The sequence below is a fragment of the Microbispora sp. NPDC004025 genome (genome assembly GCF_053604425.1).
This window is the reverse complement of sequence record NZ_JBSGHN010000014.1, coordinates 50,124-74,843: the sequence shown is the minus strand read 5'-3', so window position 1 is coordinate 74,843 and position 24,720 is coordinate 50,124. Positions and strand designations below refer to the sequence as shown.

At 72.1% G+C, this 24,720-nt stretch carries 23 protein-coding genes and 1 pseudogene; 12 read left to right on the top strand and 12 right to left on the bottom strand.

The window, feature by feature from the left end:
- Positions 1-44: 44 nt before the first annotated feature.
- On the top strand, positions 45-1,028 hold the full coding sequence (locus ACWEQG_RS29655; protein ID WP_452289716.1) for an alpha/beta hydrolase: 984 nt from the start codon (positions 45-47) through the stop codon (positions 1,026-1,028).
- Between the two features lie 27 nt (positions 1,029-1,055).
- Here ACWEQG_RS29655 and ACWEQG_RS29650 read toward each other — a convergent pair whose 3' ends face one another.
- On the bottom strand, positions 1,056-1,907 hold the full coding sequence (locus ACWEQG_RS29650) for a siderophore-interacting protein (RefSeq protein ID WP_452289714.1): 852 nt from the start codon (positions 1,905-1,907) through the stop codon (positions 1,056-1,058).
- A gap of 114 nt (positions 1,908-2,021) precedes the next feature.
- Between ACWEQG_RS29650 and ACWEQG_RS29645 the strand changes: the two genes are divergently transcribed.
- The 3 genes from ACWEQG_RS29645 to ACWEQG_RS29635 all read left to right on the top strand — a co-directional run bounded on the left by ACWEQG_RS29645 (position 2,022) and on the right by ACWEQG_RS29635 (position 5,545).
- Positions 2,022-2,687, top strand: coding sequence for a GntR family transcriptional regulator (locus ACWEQG_RS29645; protein WP_363473348.1), 666 nt, complete (start codon positions 2,022-2,024; stop codon positions 2,685-2,687).
- Between the two features lie 59 nt (positions 2,688-2,746).
- Positions 2,747-4,009, top strand: coding sequence for an MFS transporter (locus ACWEQG_RS29640; protein ID WP_452289712.1), 1,263 nt, complete (start codon positions 2,747-2,749; stop codon positions 4,007-4,009).
- Positions 4,010-4,201: 192 nt separating this feature from the next.
- Positions 4,202-5,545 (top strand): glycoside hydrolase family 6 protein, encoded by a 1,344-nt coding sequence (locus ACWEQG_RS29635; protein WP_452289710.1) that lies wholly within the window; start codon positions 4,202-4,204, stop codon positions 5,543-5,545.
- 18 nt (positions 5,546-5,563) lie between these two features.
- Here the strand turns inward: ACWEQG_RS29635 and ACWEQG_RS29630 are convergent, their stop codons facing one another.
- From ACWEQG_RS29630 to ACWEQG_RS29620, 3 genes are all read right to left on the bottom strand, one after another.
- Positions 5,564-6,547: a DUF2804 domain-containing protein gene (locus ACWEQG_RS29630; protein WP_452289708.1), complete on the bottom strand. Its 984-nt coding sequence runs from the start codon at positions 6,545-6,547 to the stop codon at positions 5,564-5,566.
- Between the two features lie 14 nt (positions 6,548-6,561).
- Positions 6,562-6,930, bottom strand: a complete 369-nt coding sequence (locus tag ACWEQG_RS29625) for an MmcQ/YjbR family DNA-binding protein (RefSeq protein ID WP_452289706.1) — start codon at positions 6,928-6,930, stop codon at positions 6,562-6,564.
- A 92-nt stretch (positions 6,931-7,022) separates the two neighbouring features.
- Positions 7,023-7,325 (bottom strand): hypothetical protein, encoded by a 303-nt coding sequence (locus ACWEQG_RS29620; protein WP_363473338.1) that lies wholly within the window; start codon positions 7,323-7,325, stop codon positions 7,023-7,025.
- 250 nt (positions 7,326-7,575) lie between these two features.
- Between ACWEQG_RS29620 and ACWEQG_RS29615 the strand changes: the two genes are divergently transcribed.
- Entirely contained in the window at positions 7,576-8,013 is a 438-nt protein-coding gene (locus tag ACWEQG_RS29615) for a Fur family transcriptional regulator (protein WP_363473336.1), read from the top strand.
- Positions 8,014-8,046: 33 nt separating this feature from the next.
- Positions 8,047-10,278 carry a catalase/peroxidase HPI gene (katG, locus tag ACWEQG_RS29610; RefSeq protein ID WP_452289704.1) on the top strand — a complete coding sequence of 744 codons (2,232 nt, stop codon included), beginning with the start codon at positions 8,047-8,049 and terminating at the stop codon, positions 10,276-10,278.
- Positions 10,279-10,347: 69 nt separating this feature from the next.
- On the opposite strand, the gene ACWEQG_RS29605 is transcribed toward katG, so the two are convergent.
- The 3 genes from ACWEQG_RS29605 to ACWEQG_RS29595 form a co-directional block, all read right to left on the bottom strand.
- Positions 10,348-11,334: an alpha/beta fold hydrolase gene (locus ACWEQG_RS29605; RefSeq protein WP_452289702.1), complete on the bottom strand. Its 987-nt coding sequence runs from the start codon at positions 11,332-11,334 to the stop codon at positions 10,348-10,350.
- 243 nt (positions 11,335-11,577) lie between these two features.
- Positions 11,578-13,581 carry an erythromycin esterase family protein gene (locus tag ACWEQG_RS29600; protein ID WP_452289700.1) on the bottom strand — a complete coding sequence of 668 codons (2,004 nt, stop codon included), beginning with the start codon at positions 13,579-13,581 and terminating at the stop codon, positions 11,578-11,580.
- A gap of 78 nt (positions 13,582-13,659) precedes the next feature.
- Positions 13,660-15,246 (bottom strand): protein kinase domain-containing protein, encoded by a 1,587-nt coding sequence (locus tag ACWEQG_RS29595; protein ID WP_452289698.1) that lies wholly within the window; start codon positions 15,244-15,246, stop codon positions 13,660-13,662.
- A 397-nt stretch (positions 15,247-15,643) separates the two neighbouring features.
- Here ACWEQG_RS29595 and ACWEQG_RS29590 point away from each other — a divergent pair, with 397 nt between their 5' ends.
- Positions 15,644-16,240 (top strand): hypothetical protein, encoded by a 597-nt coding sequence (locus ACWEQG_RS29590; RefSeq protein ID WP_452289696.1) that lies wholly within the window; start codon positions 15,644-15,646, stop codon positions 16,238-16,240.
- A 281-nt stretch (positions 16,241-16,521) separates the two neighbouring features.
- Here ACWEQG_RS29590 and ACWEQG_RS29585 read toward each other — a convergent pair whose 3' ends face one another.
- The gene (locus ACWEQG_RS29585; protein ID WP_452289695.1) at positions 16,522-17,592 is read right to left on the bottom strand and encodes an amidohydrolase family protein; all 1,071 of its coding nucleotides are present in this window, start codon (positions 17,590-17,592) and stop codon (positions 16,522-16,524) included.
- Between the two features lie 113 nt (positions 17,593-17,705).
- Here ACWEQG_RS29585 and ACWEQG_RS29580 point away from each other — a divergent pair, with 113 nt between their 5' ends.
- Positions 17,706-18,284, top strand: coding sequence for a TetR/AcrR family transcriptional regulator (locus ACWEQG_RS29580; RefSeq protein ID WP_452289693.1), 579 nt, complete (start codon positions 17,706-17,708; stop codon positions 18,282-18,284).
- 224 nt (positions 18,285-18,508) lie between these two features.
- On the opposite strand, the gene ACWEQG_RS29575 is transcribed toward ACWEQG_RS29580, so the two are convergent.
- On the bottom strand, positions 18,509-18,988 hold the full coding sequence (locus ACWEQG_RS29575; RefSeq protein ID WP_452289691.1) for a DUF6326 family protein: 480 nt from the start codon (positions 18,986-18,988) through the stop codon (positions 18,509-18,511).
- Between the two features lie 223 nt (positions 18,989-19,211).
- Between ACWEQG_RS29575 and ACWEQG_RS29570 the strand changes: the two genes are divergently transcribed.
- Positions 19,212-20,441, top strand: a complete 1,230-nt coding sequence (locus tag ACWEQG_RS29570) for a histidine kinase (protein WP_452289689.1) — start codon at positions 19,212-19,214, stop codon at positions 20,439-20,441.
- A 52-nt stretch (positions 20,442-20,493) separates the two neighbouring features.
- A complete protein-coding gene (locus ACWEQG_RS29565; RefSeq protein ID WP_452289687.1) occupies positions 20,494-21,156 on the top strand; it encodes a response regulator in 663 nt (220 codons plus the stop codon).
- Between the two features lie 96 nt (positions 21,157-21,252).
- On the opposite strand, the gene ACWEQG_RS29560 is transcribed toward ACWEQG_RS29565, so the two are convergent.
- Together ACWEQG_RS29560 and ACWEQG_RS29555 are read right to left on the bottom strand one after the other, a co-directional pair.
- On the bottom strand, positions 21,253-21,837 hold the full coding sequence (locus ACWEQG_RS29560; protein WP_452289685.1) for a tyrosine-type recombinase/integrase: 585 nt from the start codon (positions 21,835-21,837) through the stop codon (positions 21,253-21,255).
- Positions 21,834-22,757, bottom strand: a complete 924-nt coding sequence (locus tag ACWEQG_RS29555; protein WP_452289973.1) for a hypothetical protein — start codon at positions 22,755-22,757, stop codon at positions 21,834-21,836. The genes ACWEQG_RS29560 and ACWEQG_RS29555 overlap by 4 nt, the downstream gene beginning before the upstream one ends.
- 639 nt (positions 22,758-23,396) lie before the next feature.
- On the opposite strand from ACWEQG_RS29555, the pseudogene ACWEQG_RS29550 reads away from it, so the two are divergent.
- Positions 23,397-23,512: pseudogene (locus ACWEQG_RS29550) on the top strand (RidA family protein); the annotation flags it as partial.
- Positions 23,513-23,541: 29 nt separating this feature from the next.
- On the opposite strand, the gene ACWEQG_RS29545 reads toward ACWEQG_RS29550, so the two are convergent.
- Complete coding sequence (locus ACWEQG_RS29545; protein ID WP_452289683.1) at positions 23,542-24,027, bottom strand: SRPBCC family protein; 486 nt, start codon at positions 24,025-24,027, stop codon at positions 23,542-23,544.
- Positions 24,028-24,049: 22 nt separating this feature from the next.
- Here ACWEQG_RS29545 and ACWEQG_RS29540 point away from each other — a divergent pair, with 22 nt between their 5' ends.
- Positions 24,050-24,661 (top strand): TetR/AcrR family transcriptional regulator, encoded by a 612-nt coding sequence (locus ACWEQG_RS29540; RefSeq protein WP_452289681.1) that lies wholly within the window; start codon positions 24,050-24,052, stop codon positions 24,659-24,661.
- Positions 24,662-24,720 lie beyond the last annotated feature (59 nt).

The following is a 24,720-nucleotide window of genomic DNA, read 5'->3' as shown; positions in this document are numbered from 1 at the left end:
CCCGCACGATGGCCGACACGGACCAGTCACGATACGGAGTCCCCTTGAGCAGCAACTTTCCCACCACCCCGCCACCCTTCGACCCGGAGCTGGCCGCCGCGCTCGCCGCGTTCGGCGAGACGCTGCCGCCGTCGCTGACTCCGGACATGATCCCGCTCCTGCGGGCGGGCATGGCGAACGGTCCCAGCCTGCCCGACGAGGCGCTCAGCCGTGGCGGCGCCTTCGAGGTGGAGGAGCGGGCCGTGCCCGGCCCGGCCGGCGCGCCCGACGTCTCCCTGCTCGTCTGCCGCCCGGCGGGGGCCACCACCCCGCTCGCCGCCGTCTACCACGCGCACGGCGGCGGGATGATCATCGGCGACAACCGCGTGGGTCTCGACGGCGTGCTCGACTGGGCGCAGGAGCTCCGGCTCGTCGTCGTGTCCGTGGAGTATCGGCTGGCGCCCGAGCACCCTCACCCGGCGCCGGTCGAGGACTGCTACGCGGGCCTGGCGTGGACCGCCGCCCACGCCGCCGAGCTGGGCGTCGACCCGGAGCGCATCATCGTCGCCGGGGCGAGCGCGGGCGGCGGGCTGGCCGCGGCGCTGGCGCTCATGGCCCGCGACCGCGGCGGCCCCGCCCTGGCCGGGCAGATGCTCATGTGTCCCATGCTCGACGACCGCAACGACACCCCGTCGTCCCACCAGATGGCCGGATCCGGTGTCTGGGACCGCACCGCGAACGAGACCGGGTGGAGCGCGCTGCTCGGCGACGCGCGCGGCGGCCCGGGCGTCTCCCCTTACGCCGCTCCGGCCCGCGCCGCCGACCTGTCCGGGCTGCCGCCCGCCTTCGTCGACGTCGGCTCGGCCGAGACGTTCCGCGACGAGGACGTGGCGTACGCCGCCGCGATCTGGCGGGCCGGGGGCAGCGCGGAGCTGCACGTGTGGCCGGGCGGGTTCCACGGCTTCGATCTCATGGTCCCGCAGGCGGCCGTCTCGCGGGACGCACGCGCCGCCCGGCTGCGCTGGCTGCGCCGCGTCCTCGGCGGGTAGCCCGGGCGCGTACGGCGGCGGCCTGGCTCAGCCGCCGAGGGCGGCGGACTCCTCTTCCTCGATCTGGCGGTTCCAGTCGCGCTTGGAGGACTGCCAGCCGTCCTCGTCACGGCCCCGCCGCCAGTAGCCGGAGATCGACAACCACTCCAGCGGCAGGCCGCGCTCCACCCGCAGGTAGCGCCGCAGTTCCTTGACGAAGGCCGCCTCCCCGTGGACGAAGGCGTGCACGACGCCCTCGGGGAACTCCAGCTCCCGCACGGCCCGCACCAGCGCCTCGCCCACCTGCGCGCCGCGGCGGTGCAGCCACACGATCTCCGCGTCGCCCTCGGTCGACAGCTTCTGCTCCTCCTCCGGGCCCTCCACCTCGACGAACACCCGGGCGGGCGCGCCGGCCGGCAGCCGCTCCAGGGCGGCGCCGATCGCCGGGAGCGCGCTCTCGTCCCCGGCCAGCAGGTGCCAGCCGGCCTCCGCGCTCGGCGCGTACGCCCCGCCGGGGCCGAGGAAGCGGAGCACGTCGCCCGGCCGGGCCCGCCGCGCCCAGGGCCCGGCCAGTCCCTCGTCGCCGTGGTAGACGAAGTCGATGGTGAGCTCCCGCGCTCCCGGGTCCCAGGCCCGCACGGTGTAGGTCCGCGTCTTCGGCCACTGGTCCCGGGGCAGCTCGGCGCGGATCACCGCCATGTCGAACGGCTCGGGGTAGTCCACCCCCGGCAGCGGGAACAGCAGCTTGACGTAGTGGTCGGTGAACTCACCCGCGTCGAAGTCCGCGAGTCCCTCACCACCGAGCACCACCCGGATCATGTGCGGAGTCAGCCGCTCGGTGCGCGTCACCACGCCCGTGGTCACGCGGGGCGCGCGCCGCGCCGGCTCGGTCGTCGCCATGGGGGTTCCCTTCGTCGGACTTCTTAGGCAAGCCTAACTACATCACGCGGAGATCGTGACCTCTCGTCCGCACCATAGATACAAGCTTGTATCCATGACTGCTAGGCTCTCCGCATGGCCGATCCCGCGAAGCGCCCCTCCGCCGCCCACACCGCGTACGCGGTGACCAAGGAGCTGATCCTGTCCGGCGAGCTTCCCGGCGGAAGCCTGATCAGCGAGGGCGAGATCGCCGAACGGGTACGCGTGAGCCGCACGCCCGTCCGGGAGGCGTTCCTCCGGCTGGAGTCGGAGGAACTGCTGACGCTGCACCCCAAGCGCGGCGCGGTGGTGGCGCCGGTGCCGCCGGGAGAGGCGGCGGACGTGCTGGAGCTGCGGCTGGCGCTCGAGCGGTCCGCGGCGGAGCGCATCGCGCGGACCGGACTGCGCGGCGATCACCACGAGAGGATGCGCGAGCTGCTGCGGCGTCAGCGGGCCCTCGCCGAGGCCGCGGACGTCGGCCGGTTCGCCGAGGCGGACGAGGCGTTCCACCGGTGCGTCGTCGAAGCGTCGGGCAACCGGCTGGCCAGCCGGTTCTACGCCACGCTGGGCGACCGGCAGCGCCGGATGAGCATCTCCGCGCTGCTCCCGCGGCCGGAGCGGCTGTCCCTCCTGGCCGACGAGCACGAGGCCCTCCTGAACCATCTCCTCGCCGGCGACGGGGCCGCGTTCGCCTCGGCCCTGCTCCGTCACCTCACCGCGACGCACGGCTCGCCGCACGCCGCCGGCCGCGACGACGACTGAGACGACGACTGAGACGACGGCTGAGACACGCACTGACACCCTGAAGGTCTGACCCTCCCATGCCCGAAACCCCGCAGGCCGCCCCGTCGCCTGCCACCGCCCCCACACCGAACTCCTGGCGGGCCGTCGCCGCGGCGATGTTCGCCTGCGGCTGGGGCGGCAACCAGTTCACTCCGCTGCTGCTGATGTACCGCCGCCTGGGCGGCTACTCCACGCTCAGCGTCGACGCCTTCCTCGGCGCGTACGTCGTCGGGCTCGTGCCGGGGCTCCTGCTCGCCGGGCCCGTGTCGGACCGGCGCGGGCGGCGCCCCGTGCTGGTGGCCGGCGCCGTCGCCTCGGCCGTCGCGAGCCTGGTGCTCTGCTTCGGCGGGCAGAGCGCGTGGCCCATCTACGTGGGGCGGCTGATCACCGGTTTCGCGGTCGGAATCGCCATGGCGGTGGGCAGCAGCTGGGTGAAGGAGCTGTCGGCCGGGGCGGACGGCGGGCTCGCCGCGCGCCGCGCCGCGCTGTGCCAGACGGCGGGCTTCGGGCTCGGCGCGGGGGTCGCGGGCGTGCTGGCCCAGTGGGGGCCGTGGCCCATGGTGACGCCGTACGTCGTCCATCTGCTGCTCGCCGTGATGATTCCCGTGCTGCTCCTGCGGGTGCCGGAGACACGGCCGCCGCTCCCGCACGCGACGGGCTCGGTCCGCGAGCTCCTCACCGCGCTGGTGAACGACCTGCGTGTCCCCGCGCCGGCCCGCAGGCGGTTCCGGCTCGTGGTGCTGCCGATGGCGCCGTGGGTGTTCGGCACGGCCGGGCTGGCGTACGCCGTCATGCCTCAGCTCGTCGGCTTCCGCGTGGGCGACTGGGGGCTCGCGTACGCGACCGGGCTGACCGTGCTGACCCTGGGCACGGGTGTGGCCGTGCAGCCCGTGGCCAGGAGACTGCACCGCGAGAGGGGAACCCGGACGGGACGGGCCCCGGTGGCGGCGATGGCGGTGACGCTCGTCGGCGCGGCGCTGTGCGCGGCGAACGCGGTGCTGCTGTCGCCGTGGCTCGCGGCCGTCGCCGCGGCCGCCCTGGGGGCCGGCTACGGCATCGCGGTGGTCTCCGGGCTGCTGGAGATACAACGCATGGCCGGCGCCGACGACCTCGCCGGCCTGACCGGCGTCTACTACGCGCTCGCGTACGCGGGTTTCCTGCTCCCCACCGTGCTCGCGACGTTGTCGGCGTGGCTCTCCTACCCCGTCATGCTGGTGGCGGTGGCCGCCGTGGCCCTGGTCTGCCTCGGTCTGGTCATGACCGGCGCGCGGGTCACCGAACCCGCGGCCCCGGCGCGCTGACCCCGCCAGGGGCGTGCGCCGGCTGAAGCTTTCAGACGGCGGGCATCGCGGGGACCCGGCGTCCATCGAGATCAGAGCGGGCGGCGGGGCTTCGCGGACGGCCGGCGCGCCGACCGGGTGTTGTCCGCGCCCGTCGCGTGAGTGATCGTGCTGAACAGGAAGATCCCACGCCATCGGTCGAGGAGGCACGGCATGGCGGTGCGTCTCGTAACGCGTCTCGGGGCGATGGTCGCGGCGCTGGCCCTCCTGCCGGTCATGGCGTTCCTCACGAGCACCCCGGCCGCCGCCGACACCCGCGTCGACAACCCCTACGTGGCCGCCCAGGGCTACGTAGACCCCTGGTGGTCCGCGTCGGCCGCGGCGGAGCCCGGCGGCGCGGCGGTGGCCAACCAACCGACCGCCGTCTGGCTCGACCGCGTCGCCCGCGTCGAGGGGACGCCCTCCTCGCCCGGGCTGCGCGCGCATCTGAACGAGGCGGTCCTGCAGGACGCCGGTGTCTCGGGCCCGCTCACGATCCAGGTCGTGCTGAACGACCTGCCGGACCGCAACTGCACCCACCTGGTCTCCAACGGGGACTTCAGCGTGGCGGCCGACGGCCTGAACCGCTACCGGACCGAGTACGTCGACCCGATCGCCGAGATCCTGGCCGACCCGGCCTACCAGCGACTGCGCATCGTCGCGATCGTCGAGCCCGACTTCCTGCCGGGGTTGCTCCTGCCCGCCCCCACCGGCCGCTGCGCCGCCGTCCAGGCGAGCGGCGCCTACCCGGAGGCGGTGCGGTACGCGGTGACCCGGCTGCACGCCATCCCCAACGTGTACGTCTACCTCGACGCCTCCCACCACGGCGTCGTCGGCTACCCCGACAACATCGGCCGGGCCGCCGGCCTGCTCGCGAGCATCGCGGGCGCGACCGGCGGCGGACTGTCGGCGGTGCACGGCTTCACGGTGAACGTCGGGGGCTACAACGCCCTGGCCGAGCCGCACTACGACGCCCAGATGAAGATCAACGGGCAGCCGGTGAAGATGTCGCGGTGGGTCGAGTGGAACGACTACGTGGACGAGCTCTCCTTCGCCCAGGCGTTCCGGCAGCGGCTCATCGCGGCGGGGTTCCCGTCCGGCGTCGGCATGGTGATCGACACCTCGCGCAGCGGCTGGGGCGGCCCGGACCGCCCGGTCCGCCGGAGCACCTCCACCGACGTGAACCGGTTCGTCGACGAATCCCGGGTGGACCGCCGCAAGAGCGTCGGCAACTGGTGCAACCAGGCCGGCGCCGGGCTCGGCGAGCGGCCCCGGGCCATTCCCGCCTACGGCGTCGACGCGTACGCCTGGATCAAGCAGCCGGGTGTCTCGGACGGCTCCAGCGTGAACGTCACCGCTCCCGACGGCACCCGGCACGATCTCATGTGCGACCCCGCGTACGCCCCCGTGACCGGCGCGTACGTGCCCAGTGGCGCGCTCCCGGGCGCCCCGCCGGCGGGACAGTGGTTCGGCGCGCAGTTCCAGCAGCTCCTGGCCAACGCCTACCCGCCGCTGTGAGGCGCCTGCTCGCCCCCGCTACCAGCGGTTGCGCGCTTCCTCCGCCCAACCGGTCAGACCGTCCAGGTCCACCCAGGCGCCGTCGTCGGCCCGCGCCCGTCCGCCGAAGTGGCCGAAGCACTGGTGGGTCTCGCTGCCCACGACGCCGAGCTCGGTGCGGGCCTCCCGCACGTGGAACGGATGGAACTCCACCTCGACGCGCGGGCCGGTGATCCGCCACGGACGCTTCCAGTCCGTCCGGTCGTAGGACCAGGTCAGCTCGTCCCCGATCTTGTGCAGGCGGCCGTCGAGGAACAGCGCGTTCTCCGTGGAGCCGGTGCCGTCGGTCCATCTGCCGCCGAGCTGGACGGCCCTGCCGGGCCCGCTGCCGGCCGCCCAGTTCCAGGTGATGGCGTACGGCCACTTGCCCCGGCCGTGGTCCAGCACGGCGAAGGAGTCCGTCTCGCCGACGGCGTACTCGCCCGACGGCAGCCGGAGGCGTCCGCGTACGGGCCGGCCCACGTCCTTCACCGTGTACTGGAACCGGTTCGGCCCCCAGGGCACCACCACGCCCAGCGACTCGTGCCCCTCGGGCGACGCCGCCCGCAGGTCCACCTCGACACCGGGGGCCGTGGCCCGGATCGTGGCGCCGCCCGGGTCCTGGTCGATACGGATCTCCAGGCCGCCGCCGCGGACCGCGGCCGTCCCGGCCCCGCTGCGCTCGGGGAACACGGCGCCGCGGGCCAGCGGGACCGTAACGTCCTCGGTGATCTCCTCGCCGGTGTCCCGGTCCAGCACGTAGAGGCCGTACACGCCGGCGTAGTCGAGCGACGACGCCACCAGGCCGACGATGTGGCGGGGCGTCACGACGCCCCAGTACTCCCAGCGCTTGCGCCGTCCCCAGCCGCGCAGGTTCGCCCGGTGGAGCGGGCGGCGGGTCCAGCCGACGGCGCCGGGGTCGAGCCGCCCGCCGGGCAGGCACAGGTCGACGGGCGCGGTGATCTCCCGTTCGTGGGTGGTCACGCGTTCGCCCGCCATCACGGGGTCGCCGGCCGCTCGTCGAGGAGCCGGACCAGCCGTTTCGGCGCGATCAGCCGGTAGCTGTCCTCGAGCAGCCCGGCGATCTCGTCCCAGTCCTGATCGGCGTCCAGGCGCGCGCCCACCCAGCCGTTGCGGCCGACGTACGGCGGGACGAAGAAGCGCTCCGGCTCCGAGGCCACGAGGGCGTCCTGCACCCCCGGGCCGGCCTTGAACGTCAGCGACCGCCCGTCCTCGCTCGTCATCGCGAACATCTTGTCGCCGACCCGGTATGTGGGCGCGGTGTGGCCCCCGAACGGCTTCTCCACGGCCTCCGGCAGGGCCAGGCAGATCTCCCGGATTCTGGCCGCCGCCTCCTCATCGCCCACGCGGCTCGCCTCTTCGCACGATCGTCATGACCGACCAGGGTACGGGCCGCGCTCCACCCCGGCCACCCGCCCGGCGCGGGGCAGGGGCAGGGTCAATGGTCGTCCCAGTGACCGTCGTGGCGGACGTGGCGGTGGCCGTCGTGGATGTAGTCGACGTGGTCGCCGTGCGGCACGGCCACGTGCCCGCACCCGGGCCCGTGCTCGTGGTCGTGCACGTCGTGGACGGCGTGCGCGCTCTCCTCGCACTCGTCGACGTGGTTCTCGTGCACCCGGTGCAGGTGGCCGTCGTGGACGTAGTCCACATGGTCGCGGTGCGGCACCGCGACATGGCCGCACCCGGCCCCGTGCCGGTGCTCGTGTTGCGTGTGCGGATGGTGTTCAGTCGTTGTGGTCATGGGGGGATTCCCCTCTCCGGAAACCGCGGACTGCTGCCTTGGTACCCCCGTGGGTACGCCGGAGGCACCGCCTCGGCCGCTTTTGCGCAAGCCCATGGGAGGCTCTACTCCCGTTTGGGCCACCCGGCCGTCGCTCCGGTGCGTCCGGCCGTCGCTCCGCGCCGTTTTCCGGGCGTTTCCTTAGACGACAAGTAATTTGGGTGATTCGTTCTCTTGAACTAGTCGTGTTTGAGGCTGTATGTTTGGCGGCATGATCGCGCCCAGGACTCCGACCACCGCCGAGGACTTGCGCGGGGCCGGCCTGCGGGTGACGGCCGCCCGCGTCGCACTGCTCGAGACCGTCCGCAGTGGTGACCACCTCGACGTCGAGGCGATCGCCTCCGGGGTCCGCGATCGCGTGGGCCACGTCTCCCTGCAAGCCGTGTACGAGGCCCTCCATGCCCTGACCGCAGCGGGCCTCGTCCGCCGCATCGAACCGGCCGGCAGCCCGGCCCGGTTCGAGGGCCGCGTCGGCGACAACCACCACCACGTCGTGTGCCGGTCGTGCGGTGTCGTCGCCGACGTCGACTGCGCGGCAGGCGAGGCGCCGTGCCTGACCGCCTCCGACGACCACGGCTTCACGATCGACGAGGCCGACGTCATCTACTGGGGCCTGTGCCCCGGCTGTTCCACCGCCCGCGCTTCCTGAGCCCCATGATCGACTAGTTTCAGAAGGATTCCCTTGACCGAGAACCACGACGCAATCGTTGTCGACCCGAAGACGGAGGGTGAGAGCGGCTGCCCGGTCGCGCACACGCGCGCCGTGCACCCGACCCAGGGCAACGCCAACCACCAGTGGTGGCCGGAGCGGCTCAACCTGAAGATCCTCGCCAAGAACCCCGCCGTGGCCAACCCCCTCGGCGAGGACTACGACTACCGTGAGGCGTTCAAGACCCTCGACCTCGCGGCCGTGAAGCGGGACATCGCCGAGGTGCTGACCACCTCGCAGGACTGGTGGCCGGCCGACTTCGGCCACTACGGCCCGCTCATGATCCGGATGGCGTGGCACAGCGCGGGCACCTACCGGATCAGCGACGGCCGCGGCGGCGCCGGCACGGGCCAGCAGCGGTTCGCTCCGCTCAACAGCTGGCCCGACAACGGCAACCTCGACAAGGCCCGCCGCCTACTGTGGCCGGTCAAGAAGAAGTACGGCAAGAAGATCTCCTGGGCCGACCTCCTGATCCTCACGGGCAACGTCGCCCTGGAGTCGATGGGCTTCAAGACCTTCGGCTTCGCCGGCGGCCGCGTGGACGCCTGGGAGCCCGACGACGACGTCTACTGGGGCCCCGAGACCACCTGGCTCGGCGACGAGCGCTACAGCGGCGACCGTGAGCTGGAGAACCCGCTCGCCGCGGTCCAGATGGGCCTCATCTACGTCAACCCGGAGGGCCCGAACGGCAACCCGGACCCGCTCGCCGCGGCCCGCGACATCCGTGAGACGTTCCGCCGCATGGCGATGAACGACGAGGAGACGGTGGCCCTCATCGCGGGTGGTCACACCTTCGGCAAGACCCACGGCGCGGGCCCGGCCGACAACGTCGGTCCCGACCCCGAGGCCGCCCCGATCGAGCAGCAGGGCCTGGGCTGGAAGAACAGCTACGGCACCGGCAAGGGCGGCGACACGATCACCAGCGGTCTCGAGGTCACCTGGACGCCCACCCCGACCACGTGGGACAACAGCTTCTTCGAGGTTCTCTTCGGCTACGAGTGGGAGCTGTTCAAGAGCCCCGCCGGCGCCAACCAGTGGCGGCCGAAGGACGGCGCCGGTGCGGGCACCGTCCCCGACGCCCACGACCCGTCGAAGCGTCACGCCCCGACGATGCTGACGACCGACCTCGCGCTCCGGTTCGACCCGATCTACGAGCAGATCTCGCGGCGCTTCCTGGAGAACCCCGACGAGTTCGCGGACGCCTTCGCCCGGGCGTGGTTCAAGCTCACCCACCGCGACATGGGCCCGGTCTCCCGCTACCTCGGCCCTGAGGTCCCGGGCGAGGTGCTGCTGTGGCAGGACCCGCTGCCGGAGCGGACGTACGAGCTCGTCGACGCCGCGGACATCGCCGCCCTCAAGGAGCAGATCCTCGCCTCGGGCCTGTCGGTGTCCCAGCTCGTCTCCACCGCGTGGGCGTCGGCCGCGTCCTTCCGCGGCAGCGACAAGCGCGGCGGCGCCAACGGCGCGCGCGTCCGTCTGCAGCCGCAGATCGGCTGGGAGGCCAACGACCCCGACCAGCTCGCGGCCGTGCTGCGCACCCTGGAGAGCGTGCAGGAGTCGTTCAACGCCGCCCAGACCGGCGGCAAGCAGGTCTCCCTCGCCGACGTGATCGTGCTCGCCGGGTGCGCCGCCGTCGAGAAGGCCGCCAAGGACGCGGGCTTCGACGTCGAGGTCCCCTTCACCCCGGGTCGCGTGGACGCGTCGCAGGAGCAGACGGACGTGGAGTCGTTCGCCGCGCTCGAGCCGACCGCCGACGGGTTCCGCAACTACTACGGGAAGGGCAACCGGCTTCCGGCCGAGTACCTGCTCATCGACCGGGCGAACCTGCTGAACCTCAGCGCCCCCGAGATGACGGTCCTCGTCGGCGGCCTGCGCGTCCTGGGCGCCAACCACCAGCAGTCCAAGCTCGGCGTCCTCACCGAGACCCCCGAGGTCCTGACCAACGACTTCTTCGTCAACCTGCTCGACCTGGGCACGGAGTGGAAGTCGACCTCGGAGGACCAGACCACGTTCGAGGCGCGCGACGCCGCCACGGGCGAGGTCAAGTGGACCGGCACCCGGGCCGACCTCGTCTTCGGCGCCAACTCGGAGCTGCGCGCGGTCGCGGAGGTCTACGCGAGCGACGACGCCAAGGAGAAGTTCGTGCAGGACTTCGTCAAGGCGTGGGACAAGGTCATGAACCTCGACCGGTTCGACCTGATCTGAGCATGACGTGACGTCCGGCCGGCCCCCACGGGCCGGCCGGACGTTCCCGTGTTCAGGCGGGCGCCGTGTTCAGTCGGGCAGGGAGGCGAGCCAGCCGGTCAGGATGTCGTTGACCTCGTCCCGGCGTTCCTGCTGGATCCAGTGGCCGCAGCCGTCGAGTACGCGCGAGGTGACCAGGCCCGGCAGCGTGACCGGGTAGGCCGCGATGGCGTCGGCCATCCAGGTGGTGGAGGCGTCCAGCGCGCCGCCGATGAACAGCGACGGCTGTGAGATGGCGGCGCCGTCGAAGCCGGCGAGGTCCTCCCAGTCCCGGTCCATGTTCCGGTAGCGGTTCAGCGCCCCGGTCAGGCCGGTCCGTTCGAACTCCGCCGCGTAGGCGTCGAGATCGTCCCCACTGAGCCAGGCGGGCAGCCGGCCGGAGGGGAAGCGGTCGCGCAGCCTTCCGCCCGGGGACACGAAGTGCGGGTCCGGGGCACCGGCGGAGGGCATGGTGTCGGCGGACAGGGCGGCGTAGAAGCCGGCGAGCCAGCCGCGGACGTCCGGCTCGATCTCGCCCTCGGCCCGGCCGGGCTCCTGGAAGTAGCCGACATAAAACTCCTCCTCTCCGCCCATCCGCGCGAACACCTCGCTGGGCCGCGGCCCGCCGCGCGGAGCGTACGGCACGCTCAGCAGGCCGACCGCGCGGAAGACCTCGGGCCTCACGAGGGCGGAGTTCGCGGCGATGGTCGCGCCCCAGTCGTGGCCCACGATCACCGCGGTCCGCTCGCCCAGGGCGTGCACGACCGCGACGTTGTCCTCGACCAGCTCCAGCATCCGGTACGCGGCCACGTCCCCGGGCTTGGAGGAGCGGCCATAGCCCCTGACGTCCAGAGCGACGGCCCGGTAGCCGGCCGCGGCCAGCACGGGCAGTTGGTGGCGCCACGAATACCAGGACTCGGGAAACCCGTGCACCAGCAGCACCAGCGGCCCCGAGCCCTGCTCCACAACGTGGATGCGACCGGCGGGAGACGAGACCAGACGATGTGTGACCGCCGCGGCGGGAGCGGGCTGCGCCATCGATCCTCCAAAGTTCCTGGTGGTTTCCGTGGGAATCATCCGCCGGACCGTCACGCCGCCGCGAATCGTGTTGCCGGTCCGGCAAAATCTCGAGCCCCACGTCAAGGGGTCGGTCGACGCGACCGGTCCCTGGCGTTCGCCGGGCGGACCGTTTCTGGGCGTCTTCGCGGTCGCGGTTCCCCGGGTGGAAGAGGTCGCTCTGCGCGCCGTCGCTCCTCAGCAGCCCCCGCCGCCGCCCGGGACTCAGACCCCCGCCGGGTAGGTCTCCGGAACCTCTCCACGCTCCCAGCGGGCCGTACGCTCCAGGGGCTCCACCGCGCCGGTCTCGTCGATGTGGACGACCGCGTCGAACTGGTCGGGCAGGCGGGTCTGGAAGTAGTGGCTCCGCCGCTCCGTGCCCGGACGGTAGACGACCCCGATGGCCCGTTCGAGCAGCGCCCCGCGCAGCGCGTCCGCCGCGCCGGCCGGGCGGGCGAGATCGACCAGGAACTCCGCGTGCCCGACCTCGTGGAACAACTCCTCGACCGAGCCGGGCAGCGCCGGGCGCACGTTCTTCCGCTCGGCTGGCTGACCCCAGTCGCCGGCCGCCGTGACGGTGCCGGTGTAGGTGGTGAAGCCGATGAGCCGGCAGTCCTCCGGGTTGTGCTCGCGCACCAGCCGGCCGAGGTTGAGCTCGCCGCGCGCGCCCATCTCCGTCGCCCGCGCGTCGCCGAGGTGGGAGTTGTGCGCCCACACCACGATCCTCGCCGGCTCGCCGCGCTGCCAGCCGAGGTGCTCGGCCAGCGCGAACAGCGTGTCGGCCATGTGCCGGTCGCGCAGGTTCCACGACGACACCCGGCCGGCGAACATCGTGCGGTAGTACCGCTCGGCGGCGGCCACGACCGCCGCGTTCCGCTCGGCGTGGAAGAACTCGTCCTCGCCGAGCAGCCCCTGCGCCCGCTGGTAGCGCAGCGCGTTGCGCTGGAGGTCGACGAGCTGGTCGACCACCCGCCGCTCGCACGACTCCCCCGCGCCGAAGGCGGCGGCGAAGCCGTACGCCTGCCCGTCGTCGCCGTCGCTGTGGTCGAAGCAGGCGTATCGGTCGCGGGCCCGTTCCGCCGCGCCCGGGTCCACCGCGTCCAGGTACGCGATGACCTCGTCGGCGGAGTGATGCAGGCTGTAGAGGTCGAGCCCGTAGAAACCGGACCGCGCCCGCTCGTCCAGCCGCTCGTTGTGCTCGCGCAGCCACCCGGCGAACTCCAGCACGTCCGCGTTCCGCCACATCCAGGTGGGGAAACGCCGGAAGCCGCGCAGCGCCTCCTCGGCGGACGCGTCGTCGCCGCGTCCCCGGACATACCGGTTCACCCGGTAGGCGTCGGGCCAGTCGGCCTCCACCGCCACGGCGACGAAGCCCTTCTCCTCGATGAGCCGCCGCGTCATGCGGGCGCGCGCGGCGTAGAACTCGTGGGTGCCGTGCGACGCCTCGCCGATCAGCACGAACCGCGCGTCGCCGACGAGGCCGAACAGCACCTCGTCCGAGGGGACGCCGTCCCGTGTGGGGACGAGCTGCGAGCGCAGGGCCGCGAGGCCGGTCGTGGCGGGCGTGGCCCGGGCCGGGGCCCGGGCGGCCGCCGCGCGCAGCAGCTTGCGCACCTCGTCGTCCGGGATCCGGCTGAAGTTCCAGTACGACTCCCCCGCCGAGAAGAAGGGCGTGGGCGTGGTCGCGCAGACGACCTCGTCCACCAGAGCCGACAGCTCCTGGCAGGTGGACCGCGGCGCGGCGGGCACGGCGACCACGATCCGGGCGGGCTCCCGCTGCCGGACCGCGCGGACGGCGGCGCGCAGGCCCGCGCCGGTCGCCAGTCCGTCGTCCACGACGATCACGGTCTTGCCGCCCAGCTCCGGTGCGGGCGCGTCGCCGCGGTAGGCCCGCTCCCGCCTCGCCAGTTCTCGGGCCTCCCGCTCCACCACCTGCCGGATGGTGTCGGACTGGATGCCGAGCCCGCGGACGACGTCCTCGTCGAGCACGATCACCCCGCCGCCGGCGATCGCCCCCATCGCGAGCTCCTCACGGCCGGGTGTGCCGAGCTTGCGCACGGGCAGCGCGTCGAGCGGGTGGCCCAGGCCCGTCGCCACCTCGTACGCCACGGGCACACCGCCGGGCGGCAGGCCGAGGACGACGACGCCGGGCAGTTCCCGGTAGTGCCCGAGCAGCCCCGCGAGCACCGAGCCCGCGTCCCGGCGATCCGAAAACAGGCGATCGTCCATGCGGCCCGCCTCCCGCGGTCGCGCAGCCGCATACCCCCATGCGAGCTGCGCAAACGCGCCGCTGGGGACCGCCGGCGGTCAGCGGTAGGTGAAGCAGTAGTTCGACTTGCCCTTGAACCGGTGGAAGGCCTGCTGACCGGGGTAGCGCCAGCGGCAACCGGCGTCGCGCCGGCTCTGGGTGAGGTACATCGTGTCGCCCTTCCGCTTGACGCAGTACGCGCCGGGCGTGGGCGTCTCGCGGTACTCGACCCACTCCCAGCCGAGCGTCACGCAGTATTCGGTGAAGTGTCCCGGTCCGAGCTCCGCGAGCCGCCTCGCCGACGTGGGCGAGGGCCGCGCCGGCGTCGACCCCGGCGAGCCGGCCGGGACCGGCGCGGCCGTCCGCGAGCGGCGGGCGGTCGGCCGTGCGGTGACCGTCCTCGTGGGGGCGGGCCGCGTCGTGCCCGGCCCGGCCGTCGATGGTCGCACCCGGGGCCGGGCCGAGGAGACGGGCGACGAGGTCCGCGACGGCTCGGCCGTGCGGCCGGGCGAGGCGGCAGCGGATGGCGATGGGGCACCGCCGGCGGCCGGGGCCGTGCCGGCGGCCGCCCGTTCCTTCGTGGACGCGCCGGTCCCCGCGGAGGGCGGGTGCGAAGACGGGAGCAGCGCGACGGCGGCGGCCACCGTGACCGCCACGACCACGGCGGCGACCGCGGCCCCCACCCGTTTGCGCCGGCCGCCGCCCGGCGCGGTGTCAGGCGCGGTGTCAGGCGCGGGCGCGCCGGAGGCCTCCACGGGCGGCCCGGCCTGCGAGGAATCGGCGGGCGCGGAATCGGCGGGCGCGGGCGCCATGGCCGGTGCCGCCGGCGTACTTCGCGCGTCGTGGCGCGGACCCACGAGACGGTCGAGGATCTCCCGTGCGGCCGGGCGCCGGGCCGGATCCTTGGCGAGGCAGGCGACGAGCAGGTCGCGCAGCGGCGCCTCGACGCCCTCCAGGTCGGGCTCCTGGTGCAGGATCCTGTTGATGATGGCGGGGATCGCGTCGGCGCCGAACGGCGCGCGGCCGGTGGCGGCGAACGCGATGGTGGACGCCCAGGCGAACACGTCGAGCGCGAAACCGAGCTCGCCCGCCGTGAACTGCTCGGGCGCCATGTAGGCGGGCGTGCCGACGACCTGGCTGGTCACCGTACTCGTTCCCGCGAGAGCGCGGGCGATGCCGAAGTCGATGACGCGCGGGCCGTCCGGTCCGATCAGCACGTTGTGCGGCTTGAAATCCCGGTGGACGACCCCGGCGTCGTGCAGGGCGACCAGAGCGGTGGCCGTGCCGATGGCGAGCCGTTCGAGCGCGCCGCCCGACAACGGCCCCCGCGCGGCCACCACCTGGTTCAGCGAGGGCCCCGGGACGTACTCGCTCACGATGTACGGCCGGCCGCCGTCCATGCCGGACTCCAGCACCTGGGCCGTGCAGAACCGGGCGACCCTCCGGGCGAGATCCGTCTCCCGGGCGAAGGCGGCCCGGGCCACGGCGTCCTGGCCGAGCCGCGCGTGGAAGAGCTTGACCGCGACGGGTTCGCCGGACGCCGACTCGCCGAGGTAGACGACGCCCTGTCCTCCCTCGCCGATCCTGCCGGTGATCCGACAGGAGCCCAGGCGTGCGGGATCGCTCGGCTCCAGCGGCTGCGGCATGACGCTCCGGGGGTCGGGGGCACGTACGAACCCCAGTATCCCCGCGGAAGATCACCCTCAGGTCCCGTTCGCGAGGATCACACGTAGGCGACGCCTTGCCGTGTCCTCGTCAGGCGTCGTGGCGGGGCAAACGCTCTCCCGCGTCGGCCCGCATACCAGCCAGGTGCCGGACAGGTCGCAAGCCCCGGCCCAATCACGAGGGCACAGTTCCGAGCTGCCCGCCGTCCGAGCGTGCGGCCTGGGGCCGGACCCCGGCCGGCGGCGGCTCGGGCCGACCGCCGCACGCCTGCCCCGCCGTATCGATCAATGGTTCCGGGCGAGGGTGCCACGCCGCCGCACAGACGCACCCCTTACAACCACCGCGAGTAACCGCCACGGCTTCCACGACAATAATTCCGTGATTGATCACTACCGCGATCTCTTCCACCGACGGCAGTGGTTTGAGGACGCACTCTGCTGGACCGTAGTACAACCCCTCGACGAACAGATCACCGTGGACGATCTCCTCTGGCGGCTGAACGGCGGCCGTGATCCCGAGGAACGCACCATGGCGTATCCCACGGAAGAGGCCGTCACGGAGGATCTACCTGTCCTCTTCGTTTACGAGGGTGAAGGAGCCTACGGTTTCCTTGAATTCTCCTACGGCTTCGCTCCGCCAGACCACATCCTCACCGAACTCAGCAAGCGGTCACGCGTATGGATGACGACCTGGCACTTCAAAGGCGGATACACGATCCTCTACGCGGCCGACGGCAAGATCAGGGCCCGGATGCGCGACTTCCTCTTCAGAGAGCACGCGAAACAGGAGGGCGACCCAAGCGTTCTGGCCGGTTTTCGCGCCATGCTCGACAGTCTCGACCCGGAGGATTACCGGGGCAAACGAAGTGCGGCATTCGCCTTCATCGAGGCGTCCACCGGCATGGGCATCGAGAGCGAATGGCTGGATGTGGAAGAGGCGCCCGTCGTCGTCCTCGACAACTGGAGTGCGTTATGAATCACAACGGTCCAATCTCGCGACGCCTCCGGCGGGGGCGCTCCGGCTCCGGGGTGATCGCCAAGGCCCGCGCATCATCTGCGGCCGTAGATAGCTGAGGTAGGTGCCTGATCGCCCCGCCCGCCACCGACCCGGACAAGCCGAGCAGACCAAGGCCCGCTTCCCCTTCGGGCGGGTCGACACGACATCATCACGTCCGGCGGCCGGCTGATCCCACATCTTCGCGGCCCTGCCGACGCCGCCGCGGTTACGGGAACCTCCGCTCGCCAGCCGCTCAGGTTTCAGCGTTCGCGAGCGGTGGCCGGAGTGACGGGGTGACCCGCGCACCAGACGGCGCGGATGTCGCGGGTGGCCGTGATGTCCCGGGTCGGGTCACCGTTGACCAGCAACAGGTCGGCCCGCATGCCCGGCCGGACGGCGCCCCGGTCGGCCAGGCCGAAGGCGCGGGCGGGCAGCACGGTCGCCGAGCGCAGGATCTCTACCGGCGTCATTCCGGCCCGCGCCATCATCTCGAATTCGTGATGCAGGCTTTCGCCGTGGGGCACGGGCAGCGGCTCGGCGTTCGCGTCCGTTCCGGCGAGGATTTCAACACCGGCCCGGTGCAGACGGCCGACGTCGCCCAGCACTTCCGCCAGGTGGCCGGCCCGCCCAGGTGGCGGGCCGGAGGTCATGAGGGCGGTGAGCAACGCCTCCATCATGGTGATCGTCGGGATGCACCTCTGGCCGGCGCTCTTCATCGCGGCCACGTCGTGCGCCCGGATCCCGCCGGTGATCGGCGTGTGCGTGACGAACTCCGCTCCCGACTCCACGGCCATCGTGTAGGCGCCCGGGGTAGCGGCGTGGACGATCGTCTTGAGCCCGTACTCGCGGGCCGCCTCCACCAGCGCGCGCAGCGCGTCCGCGGGCGGCCCGCCCTCGCCGGGGGCCTCGGCGACGCCCTTGATGTAGTCGACATCCTCCGCCGCCCGCGCCTCGACGTGCCGCCGGGCATCGGCTGCCGTCAGGATGACGGCTTCCGGCGGCATTCCCGGCATACGGGCGTGGTGGCCGCCCGGCCCGATCGCGGGCAGTCCGGCAGTACGGAAGTCGGCCACTCCCTCGGTTGCGCGCAGCGAGGCCACCCGCTCGGCCGGCCAGCAGGCCATGTCGAGTCCGGTCGTCACTCCCCAGGCGGCCAGGGCGGCCAGGTTCCCGGGGTCGTGCAGGTGGACATGCGCGTCGATCAGCCCGGGCAGCAGCGCCGCCCCCGCCGCGTCGATTACCTCCGCGCCTGCGGGATCGTCGCCGATCAGCGCACCGTCGATGACGACGGTACGGGGCTCGCCGAGCCGTTTGCCATCGAAGACCCGCACATTGCGTAAGGCTGTCCTGCCGTCAGTGGACATGGGCCACCCACCTCAAATAAGGAACAACTCTGTTCACTAATGGAGGCTAGCACGGCGAAGTGCGTGATATATCGGTCCTCATGAGTCCCACGCGCCGCCGCGGAGACGCCCTCACCACCGCGATCTTCCAGGCCGTCCTGAGCGAACTGGCCGGAAGCAGCTTCGAGGAGCTGACGTTCGACAAGATCGCCTCCGCGGCCGGGACAGGAAAAGCGGCCTTGTACCGGCGCTGGTCCACCCCGGCCGAACTCGTCCTCGCCGCGCTGAGCGACCCCGCGACCGGCTTCGGCGACCCGCCGGCGCCGCCCCGCACGGGCGCACTGCGCGATGACCTGATCGCCCTGCTCGAGCACTTCGTACGGGCGCTCGACGAGCCGCGCGGCCGCGCGCTGCTCCCGCTCATCGCCCAACGCCACCGCCATCCCGAACTGTTCGAGCAGGTCCACCGGCTGGTGGTCCGCCCGCACCAGGAAGTACTGCTGTCCGTCCTGCGCCAGGCGGTCGAACGCGGCGAAGCCGCACCCGGCAGTCTCACCCCGCGCATCGTCTCAGTCGGGCCACGCCTGATCCTCTTCCAGGCATGGGAGGGCGGTCTCGTGGACTCCGGCGAGATCGCCTCCATCGTCGATGAGGTGCTCATTCCGCTGACCAGGCCATGACCCCCTGGCCGGCATCCCGCAGGGCGGCAGTGCGAGACGAAAGGTGCACGTTGTGAGTGGCTGCCGTCGGAGGCCATCACCGCCGGCCGGTAGCGGCTCCTTCGCGACGGCCACTGGTAACACTCCGTAGCGCGCGCTCTCGTTTGCGCGACGTACATCGGGGTTCTCGTTTACTCATTTGAGGGGTCTCCCTCCTCGGTGGGCGCCGAGGCAGGCGGATCGGTTCAGCGCGCCGACACCGATTCGCGGGAGGATCCGGGGCGTGCGAATACCGGACGGAATTTCCACGCGTACCGCAGGATGAAGGCCAGGAGCAGCACCTCGATTCCGATGGAGAGGCCGTAGAAGGAGGCCCAGTCCCAGGACTCCCCTACCGCGTTGAACACCGAGAAGGGGATGTAGAGCAATGCAACGACGAGGTTCGTGGCGCGGTTCACCCGGGCGGGCAGCGTCATGGAGAGCATCACCATCAGGGCCGGGATCGCCACGGACGCGGTGAAAATGGTCAACAACGTCCCGCTGATGTCGAAGTCAAAGACGACGCCACCCCGGATTTCGTCGATGGCGCCAGGCTTGTAGAGGTGGAAGTAGTCGACGTAGATGTAGAGGAACATGAAGCTGGTCCATGCTGCCGCGAGCTTGGCCTGCACGGGGATCGGCGGGTTGTCGAGCATGCTCGGGGTGTTCGTTCGGATGTCGCTCATCGTTTCTCACTTCCTTTCCGCGCCATTAGTTGGCGCAGGAATGGTCGGAATACCGTTTCGGAGGGTTTGTTGGGCCGTCCGTTACGGTTATATGGAACAGGTTGCTGGAGCGGCCGCATGCGCCGCTACGAGCCGAGGTCGATGGCAGCGGGCCGAAGGTCTACACCTCGGGTTCGACTTTGGTCGGATGCCGTGGGGCCCGACCCGGCCGTACGCTTTGATCATGATGGCCCCGGCGGACCCGCAGGATCGGAGCCCGCTACCGGCGGGCGTGATCAGCGATGCTGACCACGATCCAGTACGCCCGGCCGGGCGCACGGTCCGCGGCCGAATCGTCGACGCCACCTGCTTCCTGCTGGCCGTCGGCGTCGTGGTGCAGACCCTGGCCGACAGCCGCGCGCAGCACATCGCGCCGGTCCCGCTCACCGTCGACCTCGTCCTCGGCAGCCTGTGCAGTCTGGCGGTGTGGCTGCGCCGGCGCTGGCCGGTCGGCCTCGCCGTGGCCGCCGGTCTGGTCAGCGTCTACGCGACGTCCGCCGCGGGCGCGGCGCTCGTCGCGCTGTTCACCGTCGCGGTCCACCGGCGCTTCGCAGTGGTCGCCGGGATCGCGGCCGGGTACGCGCTCGTACCGTTCCTCACGCTGCTGGTCCGCCCGGACGTCCCGGTCGGACCCTGGTCGCAGATCGTGCTGGGCGTCGTCTTCGCGCTCGCGGTGCTCGCCTGGGGCATGTTCGTGCGGGCCCGGCGCCAGTCGCTGCGCGAACGGGCCCGGCGGGTCGAGGCCGAACAGGAGCTGCGGGTCGCCGAGGCCCGCCAGGGCGAACGCAACCGGATCGCCCGGGAGATGCACGACGTGCTCGCCCACCGCCTGTCCCTGCTGAGCCTGCACGCCGGGGCGCTGGAGCTACGCCCCGACGCCGCGCCCGACGAGGTCGCCCGCGCCGCCGGGGTGGTCCGCGACAGCGCCTACCAGGCGCTGGAGGACCTTCGGCAGGTGATCGGCGTCCTCCGCGCCGGTGTCGACCGGTCCGACGAGACGCCGGAACGGCCGCAGCCCACCCTGGCCGACCTCCCCGACCTCGTCGACCAGTCGCGGCGCGCCGGGATGACGGTGCGGCTCGACTGCCAGACCGATGCGCTTGCCGCCGTGCCGGCTGGTGTGGGGCGCAGCGCGTACCGGATCGTGCAGGAAGGGCTGACCAACGCCCGCAAGTACGCCCCCGACGCCGAGGTGGCCGTCACCGTCCGGGCAACCCCGGGCGACGGCGTGACCGTCGAGATCCGCAACCCGTGCCCTATGGGCACCGGCGGTGGTACCGCAATTCCCGGCGCCGGCATCGGCCTCATCGGGCTCACCGAACGAGCCGCCCTCGCCGGCGGACGCCTCGAACACGGACCCACCCCGGCCGGTGAGTTCCGGCTCTGGGCCTGGCTACCGTGGCCTACCCTCTGATCGCGGCCAGGGTCGGTCCGTGGCCCGGCTGGGCAAAGAGAAGGAGCCCAACGTGAACGCAGCGGTGCGGGTCCTCGTCGTCGACGACGACCCGCTCGTGCGGGCCGGCCTGGCGATGGTCATCGGCGGCTCACCCGACCTGACCGTGGTGGGCGAGGCCGGCGACGGAAGCGAAGTGGCCGCCGCCGTCGACGCCTACGCCCCGGACGTGGTCCTGATGGACATCCGCATGCCCACCCTCGACGGCCTCGCCGCCACCGAACAGCTGCGCGCCCGACCCAACCCACCCGAGGTCATCATCCTGACCACCTTCGACGCCGACGAGCACGTCCTCCGCGCGCTACGCGCCGGGGCCAGCGGCTTCCTGCTCAAACACACCCCACCCGCCGAGATCCTGCGCGCGATCACGCGGGTCGCAGCCGGCGAACCCATCCTGTCGCCGACCGTGACCCGGCAGCTCATCGCCCACCTCAGCGACACCGGCGCCGCCGCCAGGCAACAGCGCGCCACCACCGCGCTGGATCAGCTCAGTGAACGCGAACGCGAGGTCGCCATCGCCGTCGGGCACGGCAAGTCCAACGCCGAGATCGCCAACGAACTGTTCATGAGCGTGGCTACCGTGAAAGCCCACATCTCCCGCATACTCACCAAACTCAATCTCAACAACCGCACCCAGATCGCCCTACTCGCTCACGACGCCGGCCTCACCAGCTGACACCGGCAAAGCCTGGCCCCGCCGGCACCCGGATTGACGGCCGCGGCTCTCCGTTCGCGCATCCGCCTGCCCGGGGTGCCGCCACGCGACGCTCCACTATTCCTGATTCGATGAACCTTGAATTCCGAGAATGCATGTATCGGAAATCAGCTTCGAGGATCTTGAGGTACATCGGACATTCTCTGCGAAATGGAGCCAGAACCAGCCATCGAGGGGCGGTGGCCGGGCATTGGGCAAGGTGAGCTTGTCGGTCGCCTCCTGGCGGCGTCGCTCGGGCCGCCGGTCGTATCGGGCTGTGGTGGCGGGGGATGCGTGCCCGACCAGGGCTTGGGTGGTGGCCAGGTCGACGCCGGCGTCGAGCAGTTCGCCGACGAAGGTGCGGCGGAAGTCGTGCGGGGTGCGGCGGGCGACCGCGGCCTGGGCGTAGCGCGCGTCGAGGATGGCGCCGAGCGCGCGCGGTGTGTCATGTGCACGGGCCGGCCGCGCCCATCGACGCGCAGGCGGCCGCCCTTGCGCAACGGCGGGAAAATGGCGCCGGGGTGCGGCCGCGCAGCCGACGGCGAGCACGTCGAACCAGGGCCCGTCGCCGGTGATGAGTTCGGTGGCCGTGGTGGTGAGGAAGCGGTCGACCAGCTCATCGGGGCCGGTCGCGGTGGCGGTCTGCAGGCGTTCGAGGTTCACCAGGAGTGCGTGTCCGTTGTCGAGATGTCCGGTGGTGAGCAGTGCGGGGAGTACGTCGCGGAGGTGGTCCGCGTGGGGTGCGCTGTTGAGGTCGATATGCCAGGTCGCTCTGGTGCGGCCCTGGGTGAACGGGGCGGGTGGCGTGCCGGCGGGCTGGGCCAGCAGTGGTTCGACGGTGTCGGTGCTGACGCGTGCGCCGAGTACGTGCGGCAGGTGGCGGCCGGCGGCGGTGATGACGTCGCCGAGCCGGGCCAGGGCCTGACGGCCTTATGCGTGGGCGTCGGGTGCGGCCAGGCGGCGTAGTTCCTGCTCTGTGGCAAGGGTGGCAGGGTCGGCGGGCAGGGCGATGCGGCGGCCACGGCGGCGTGCTTGGCGTTTGGCGTGGCGGAGGCGGGCGTCCAGGCTGGGGAGGTGGGCGGGCAGGGGGGATCCGGCCAGCGCATACAGCACCAGGGGCACACCGGCGATGAGCGCGGCCAAGACGCAGCGGCCACCAGCGCCCGTAGCCCGTCCAGCAGGCGGAACCTGGTCATCGAAGTTCTCCCGCTACCCCGGGGGACGAGGCGGGCGGTGGCCGTCCCGGTCACCGCGATGTCGTTGATGCCGATCAGGGCCAGGAACAGGGTGGGTTCGGTTACCCGTACGCGGACCTGGATGGCGTGAGCGCCGGTCGGTGCGGCACTGCCGGTGTAGCCGGTGGCGGTGAGATAGGAGCGCGCGGCGCGCAGGGCGGCGGCCTGGTCGACCACGTAGCGGCCGTCGGTGTAGGCGGCGCGCCGGTCGACGTATCCGGCGCCGGCCCGAGCTGCTTCTTCCGCGATGTTGTAGGCCTCACGGCCGGCGCGGAGCTTGGCGGTGCCGTCCCACAGAAAAGCGGCGAGCAGCAACATCAGCGGGAACACCGCCACAGCGGTGAACAGGGTGACCGACGCGGTCGTGTGCCCTGGTCATGCCGCCTCCGCTGTCGCATGCTCATGGTGGGCTGTTTGCCTGAGCGAGGCGCTGGTGGGCGGAGGAACGGTGGCTCGGTCGGCGTCAGCGTCCACGCCGCCGTTCGCTACGACCCAGCCGCCGGCCACCCCGATCTCGTCAAGTGAGGCTCTCATCGTGTTCGTTGCGTCCGGCCTGCTGGCTGCATGACGCGCTGGTTCCGTGCCTATTGGGATGACGAGGACGTGTGGTTCTATTTCGAGGTCGATGCCGACGGCTGGGTGAGCCGCCAGGTCGAGCTCCGCGGACCGGACGGCATACCCATCGCTGCTGCGTCCCTGACGGAATGGCAACAGGCTCAGGCAGAAGGCCGGCTCAGCCAGTACGAGGCGACCTACGGCCTGACCGCCGAGGGCCCTGTGCAGGAGTGGGACGAATACGAGCTCATCGCCCTGACCGCGGCCAAGTTCGAAGAGGTGTGGAACCGCGCTGAAGACCGCCCGGTTTCTCGGGTTGGACGAAACCGTCTTCGGGCAGGTGTCGGACCGGATCGTCGCGGCCTGGCGGGCGCGGGCCATGCGCATGTATCCGTCGGACTTCGAGGCCGCGCCGGAGCCGATCCGGTAACGCTGCTCGCGGCGCGGCTGGGCGCCACAGGGGTGGCGCCGTGCACCAGATGCTCGGGGTGACGCGGCTGGCGATCCCCGACCTGATGGTCGAGCTGGAGGGGACCGCCGTCGCTTGACGCGGCCGGCCTGACCGCCACCGGAGGGCTCAGGCCGGCGGCGGTCCGGCCTCCTCACTCTCCAGCCGTCGCTTGGACCCCCGCACCTCGTTGCGGACGTCGGCGGGCAGCCGGCGGCGCAGGGCCGGCTCCAGCAGCCAGCGCAGGAACGGGGCGAAGTCGATGGAGATCGTGCGCCGCACTCGGGAGACGCCGTCCGCGACGGCCTCCGCCTCGAAGGAGGCGCTGAAGCGGGACAGCAGGTGGTTGAGCCGGTTGCGGGGCAGGGGCGCGTAGCGGACGTCGACGCGCCGGCCGGGGGTCAGGCGCATCTGGGAGACGAGCTTGGGCGCGGGGCCCGGGATGCCCGGCAGTCGGGGGCGGAACCTGAACTCCACGACGTCGCCGACGCGACGCACCCAGTCGATCGGGCCGATCTTGTCGTCGATCTCCGCGTAGCGCTTGGCGTCCATCACGAAGTCCAGGTATTCCTGTGGCGTGCAGCGGATGGTCTCTTCCACGATGACTTGAACCATAGAAAGAGAGTACTCTCTCACTATGGCGAGAACGACCCCGGGCGTGACCCGGGAACGCATCCTGGACGAGGCCATCCGGCTGTTCGCGCGGGACGGCTACGGCGCGACCTCGGTGACCGACATCCAGCGCGCCTGCGGCCTGGCCAGCGGCTCGGGAGCGCTCTACAAGCACTTCCCCTCCAAGAAGGCTCTGCTGGAGGCGGCCGTGCGGCGCAACCTGGACACCATGGCGCGCCGGAGGGCGCAGGTGGTGGAGCACGTCCCTGACGACCCCCGCCAGGCGCTGCGCCTGATGGCGGACGCGGTGTGGAACGTGATCGACGGCGACCGGGACCTGGTGCGCATCATGCTGCGCGAGTTCACCGCGTTCCCGGAGATCTTCGAGCCGATGTGGCAGGGCGTGCTGGCCACCCTCTACCGCGAGTGCACCGTCTGGATCGAGGCCCAGCGGACGGCGGGCGTGGCCGAGGCGGCCGACCCGGAGGCCACGGCCGCCGTGCTCATCTCGTCGCTGACCTACTTCCCGCTGCTGCGCATTCTCATCGGCCACACGCCGGGCGACCTGGACCGGGAGACGTTCCTGACGGCGTGGGCCGGCCACGCGGCCCGCACGCTCGCCCTGCCGGAGGAGTGAGCCGGACGAGTGAGCCGGCTCCCGAGGAGGCGGCTTCGATCCGGCTCCACGGGTGGGTC

Bases quoted from the DNA above. Each gene is read 5' to 3' on its own strand.
- ACWEQG_RS29580 (WP_452289693.1), top strand. From the start codon at position 17,706: ATGAGTCCCACGCGCCGCCGCGGAGACGCCCTCACCACCGCGATCTTC.
- ACWEQG_RS29635 (WP_452289710.1), top strand. From the start codon at position 4,202: ATGGCGGTGCGTCTCGTAACGCGTCTCGGGGCGATGGTCGCGGCGCTG.
- ACWEQG_RS29605 (WP_452289702.1), bottom strand. From the start codon at position 11,334: ATGGCGCAGCCCGCTCCCGCCGCGGCGGTCACACATCGTCTGGTCTCG.
- ACWEQG_RS29575 (WP_452289691.1), bottom strand. From the start codon at position 18,988: ATGAGCGACATCCGAACGAACACCCCGAGCATGCTCGACAACCCGCCG.
- ACWEQG_RS29595 (WP_452289698.1), bottom strand. From the start codon at position 15,246: ATGCCGCAGCCGCTGGAGCCGAGCGATCCCGCACGCCTGGGCTCCTGT.
- ACWEQG_RS29545 (WP_452289683.1), bottom strand. From the start codon at position 24,027: ATGGTTCAAGTCATCGTGGAAGAGACCATCCGCTGCACGCCACAGGAA.
- ACWEQG_RS29620 (WP_363473338.1), bottom strand. From the start codon at position 7,325: ATGACCACAACGACTGAACACCATCCGCACACGCAACACGAGCACCGG.
- ACWEQG_RS29570 (WP_452289689.1), top strand. From the start codon at position 19,212: ATGATGGCCCCGGCGGACCCGCAGGATCGGAGCCCGCTACCGGCGGGC.
- ACWEQG_RS29540 (WP_452289681.1), top strand. From the start codon at position 24,050: ATGGCGAGAACGACCCCGGGCGTGACCCGGGAACGCATCCTGGACGAG.
- ACWEQG_RS29615 (WP_363473336.1), top strand. From the start codon at position 7,576: ATGATCGCGCCCAGGACTCCGACCACCGCCGAGGACTTGCGCGGGGCC.
- ACWEQG_RS29650 (WP_452289714.1), bottom strand. From the start codon at position 1,907: ATGGCGACGACCGAGCCGGCGCGGCGCGCGCCCCGCGTGACCACGGGC.
- ACWEQG_RS29640 (WP_452289712.1), top strand. From the start codon at position 2,747: ATGCCCGAAACCCCGCAGGCCGCCCCGTCGCCTGCCACCGCCCCCACA.
- ACWEQG_RS29645 (WP_363473348.1), top strand. From the start codon at position 2,022: ATGGCCGATCCCGCGAAGCGCCCCTCCGCCGCCCACACCGCGTACGCG.
- ACWEQG_RS29600 (WP_452289700.1), bottom strand. From the start codon at position 13,581: ATGGACGATCGCCTGTTTTCGGATCGCCGGGACGCGGGCTCGGTGCTC.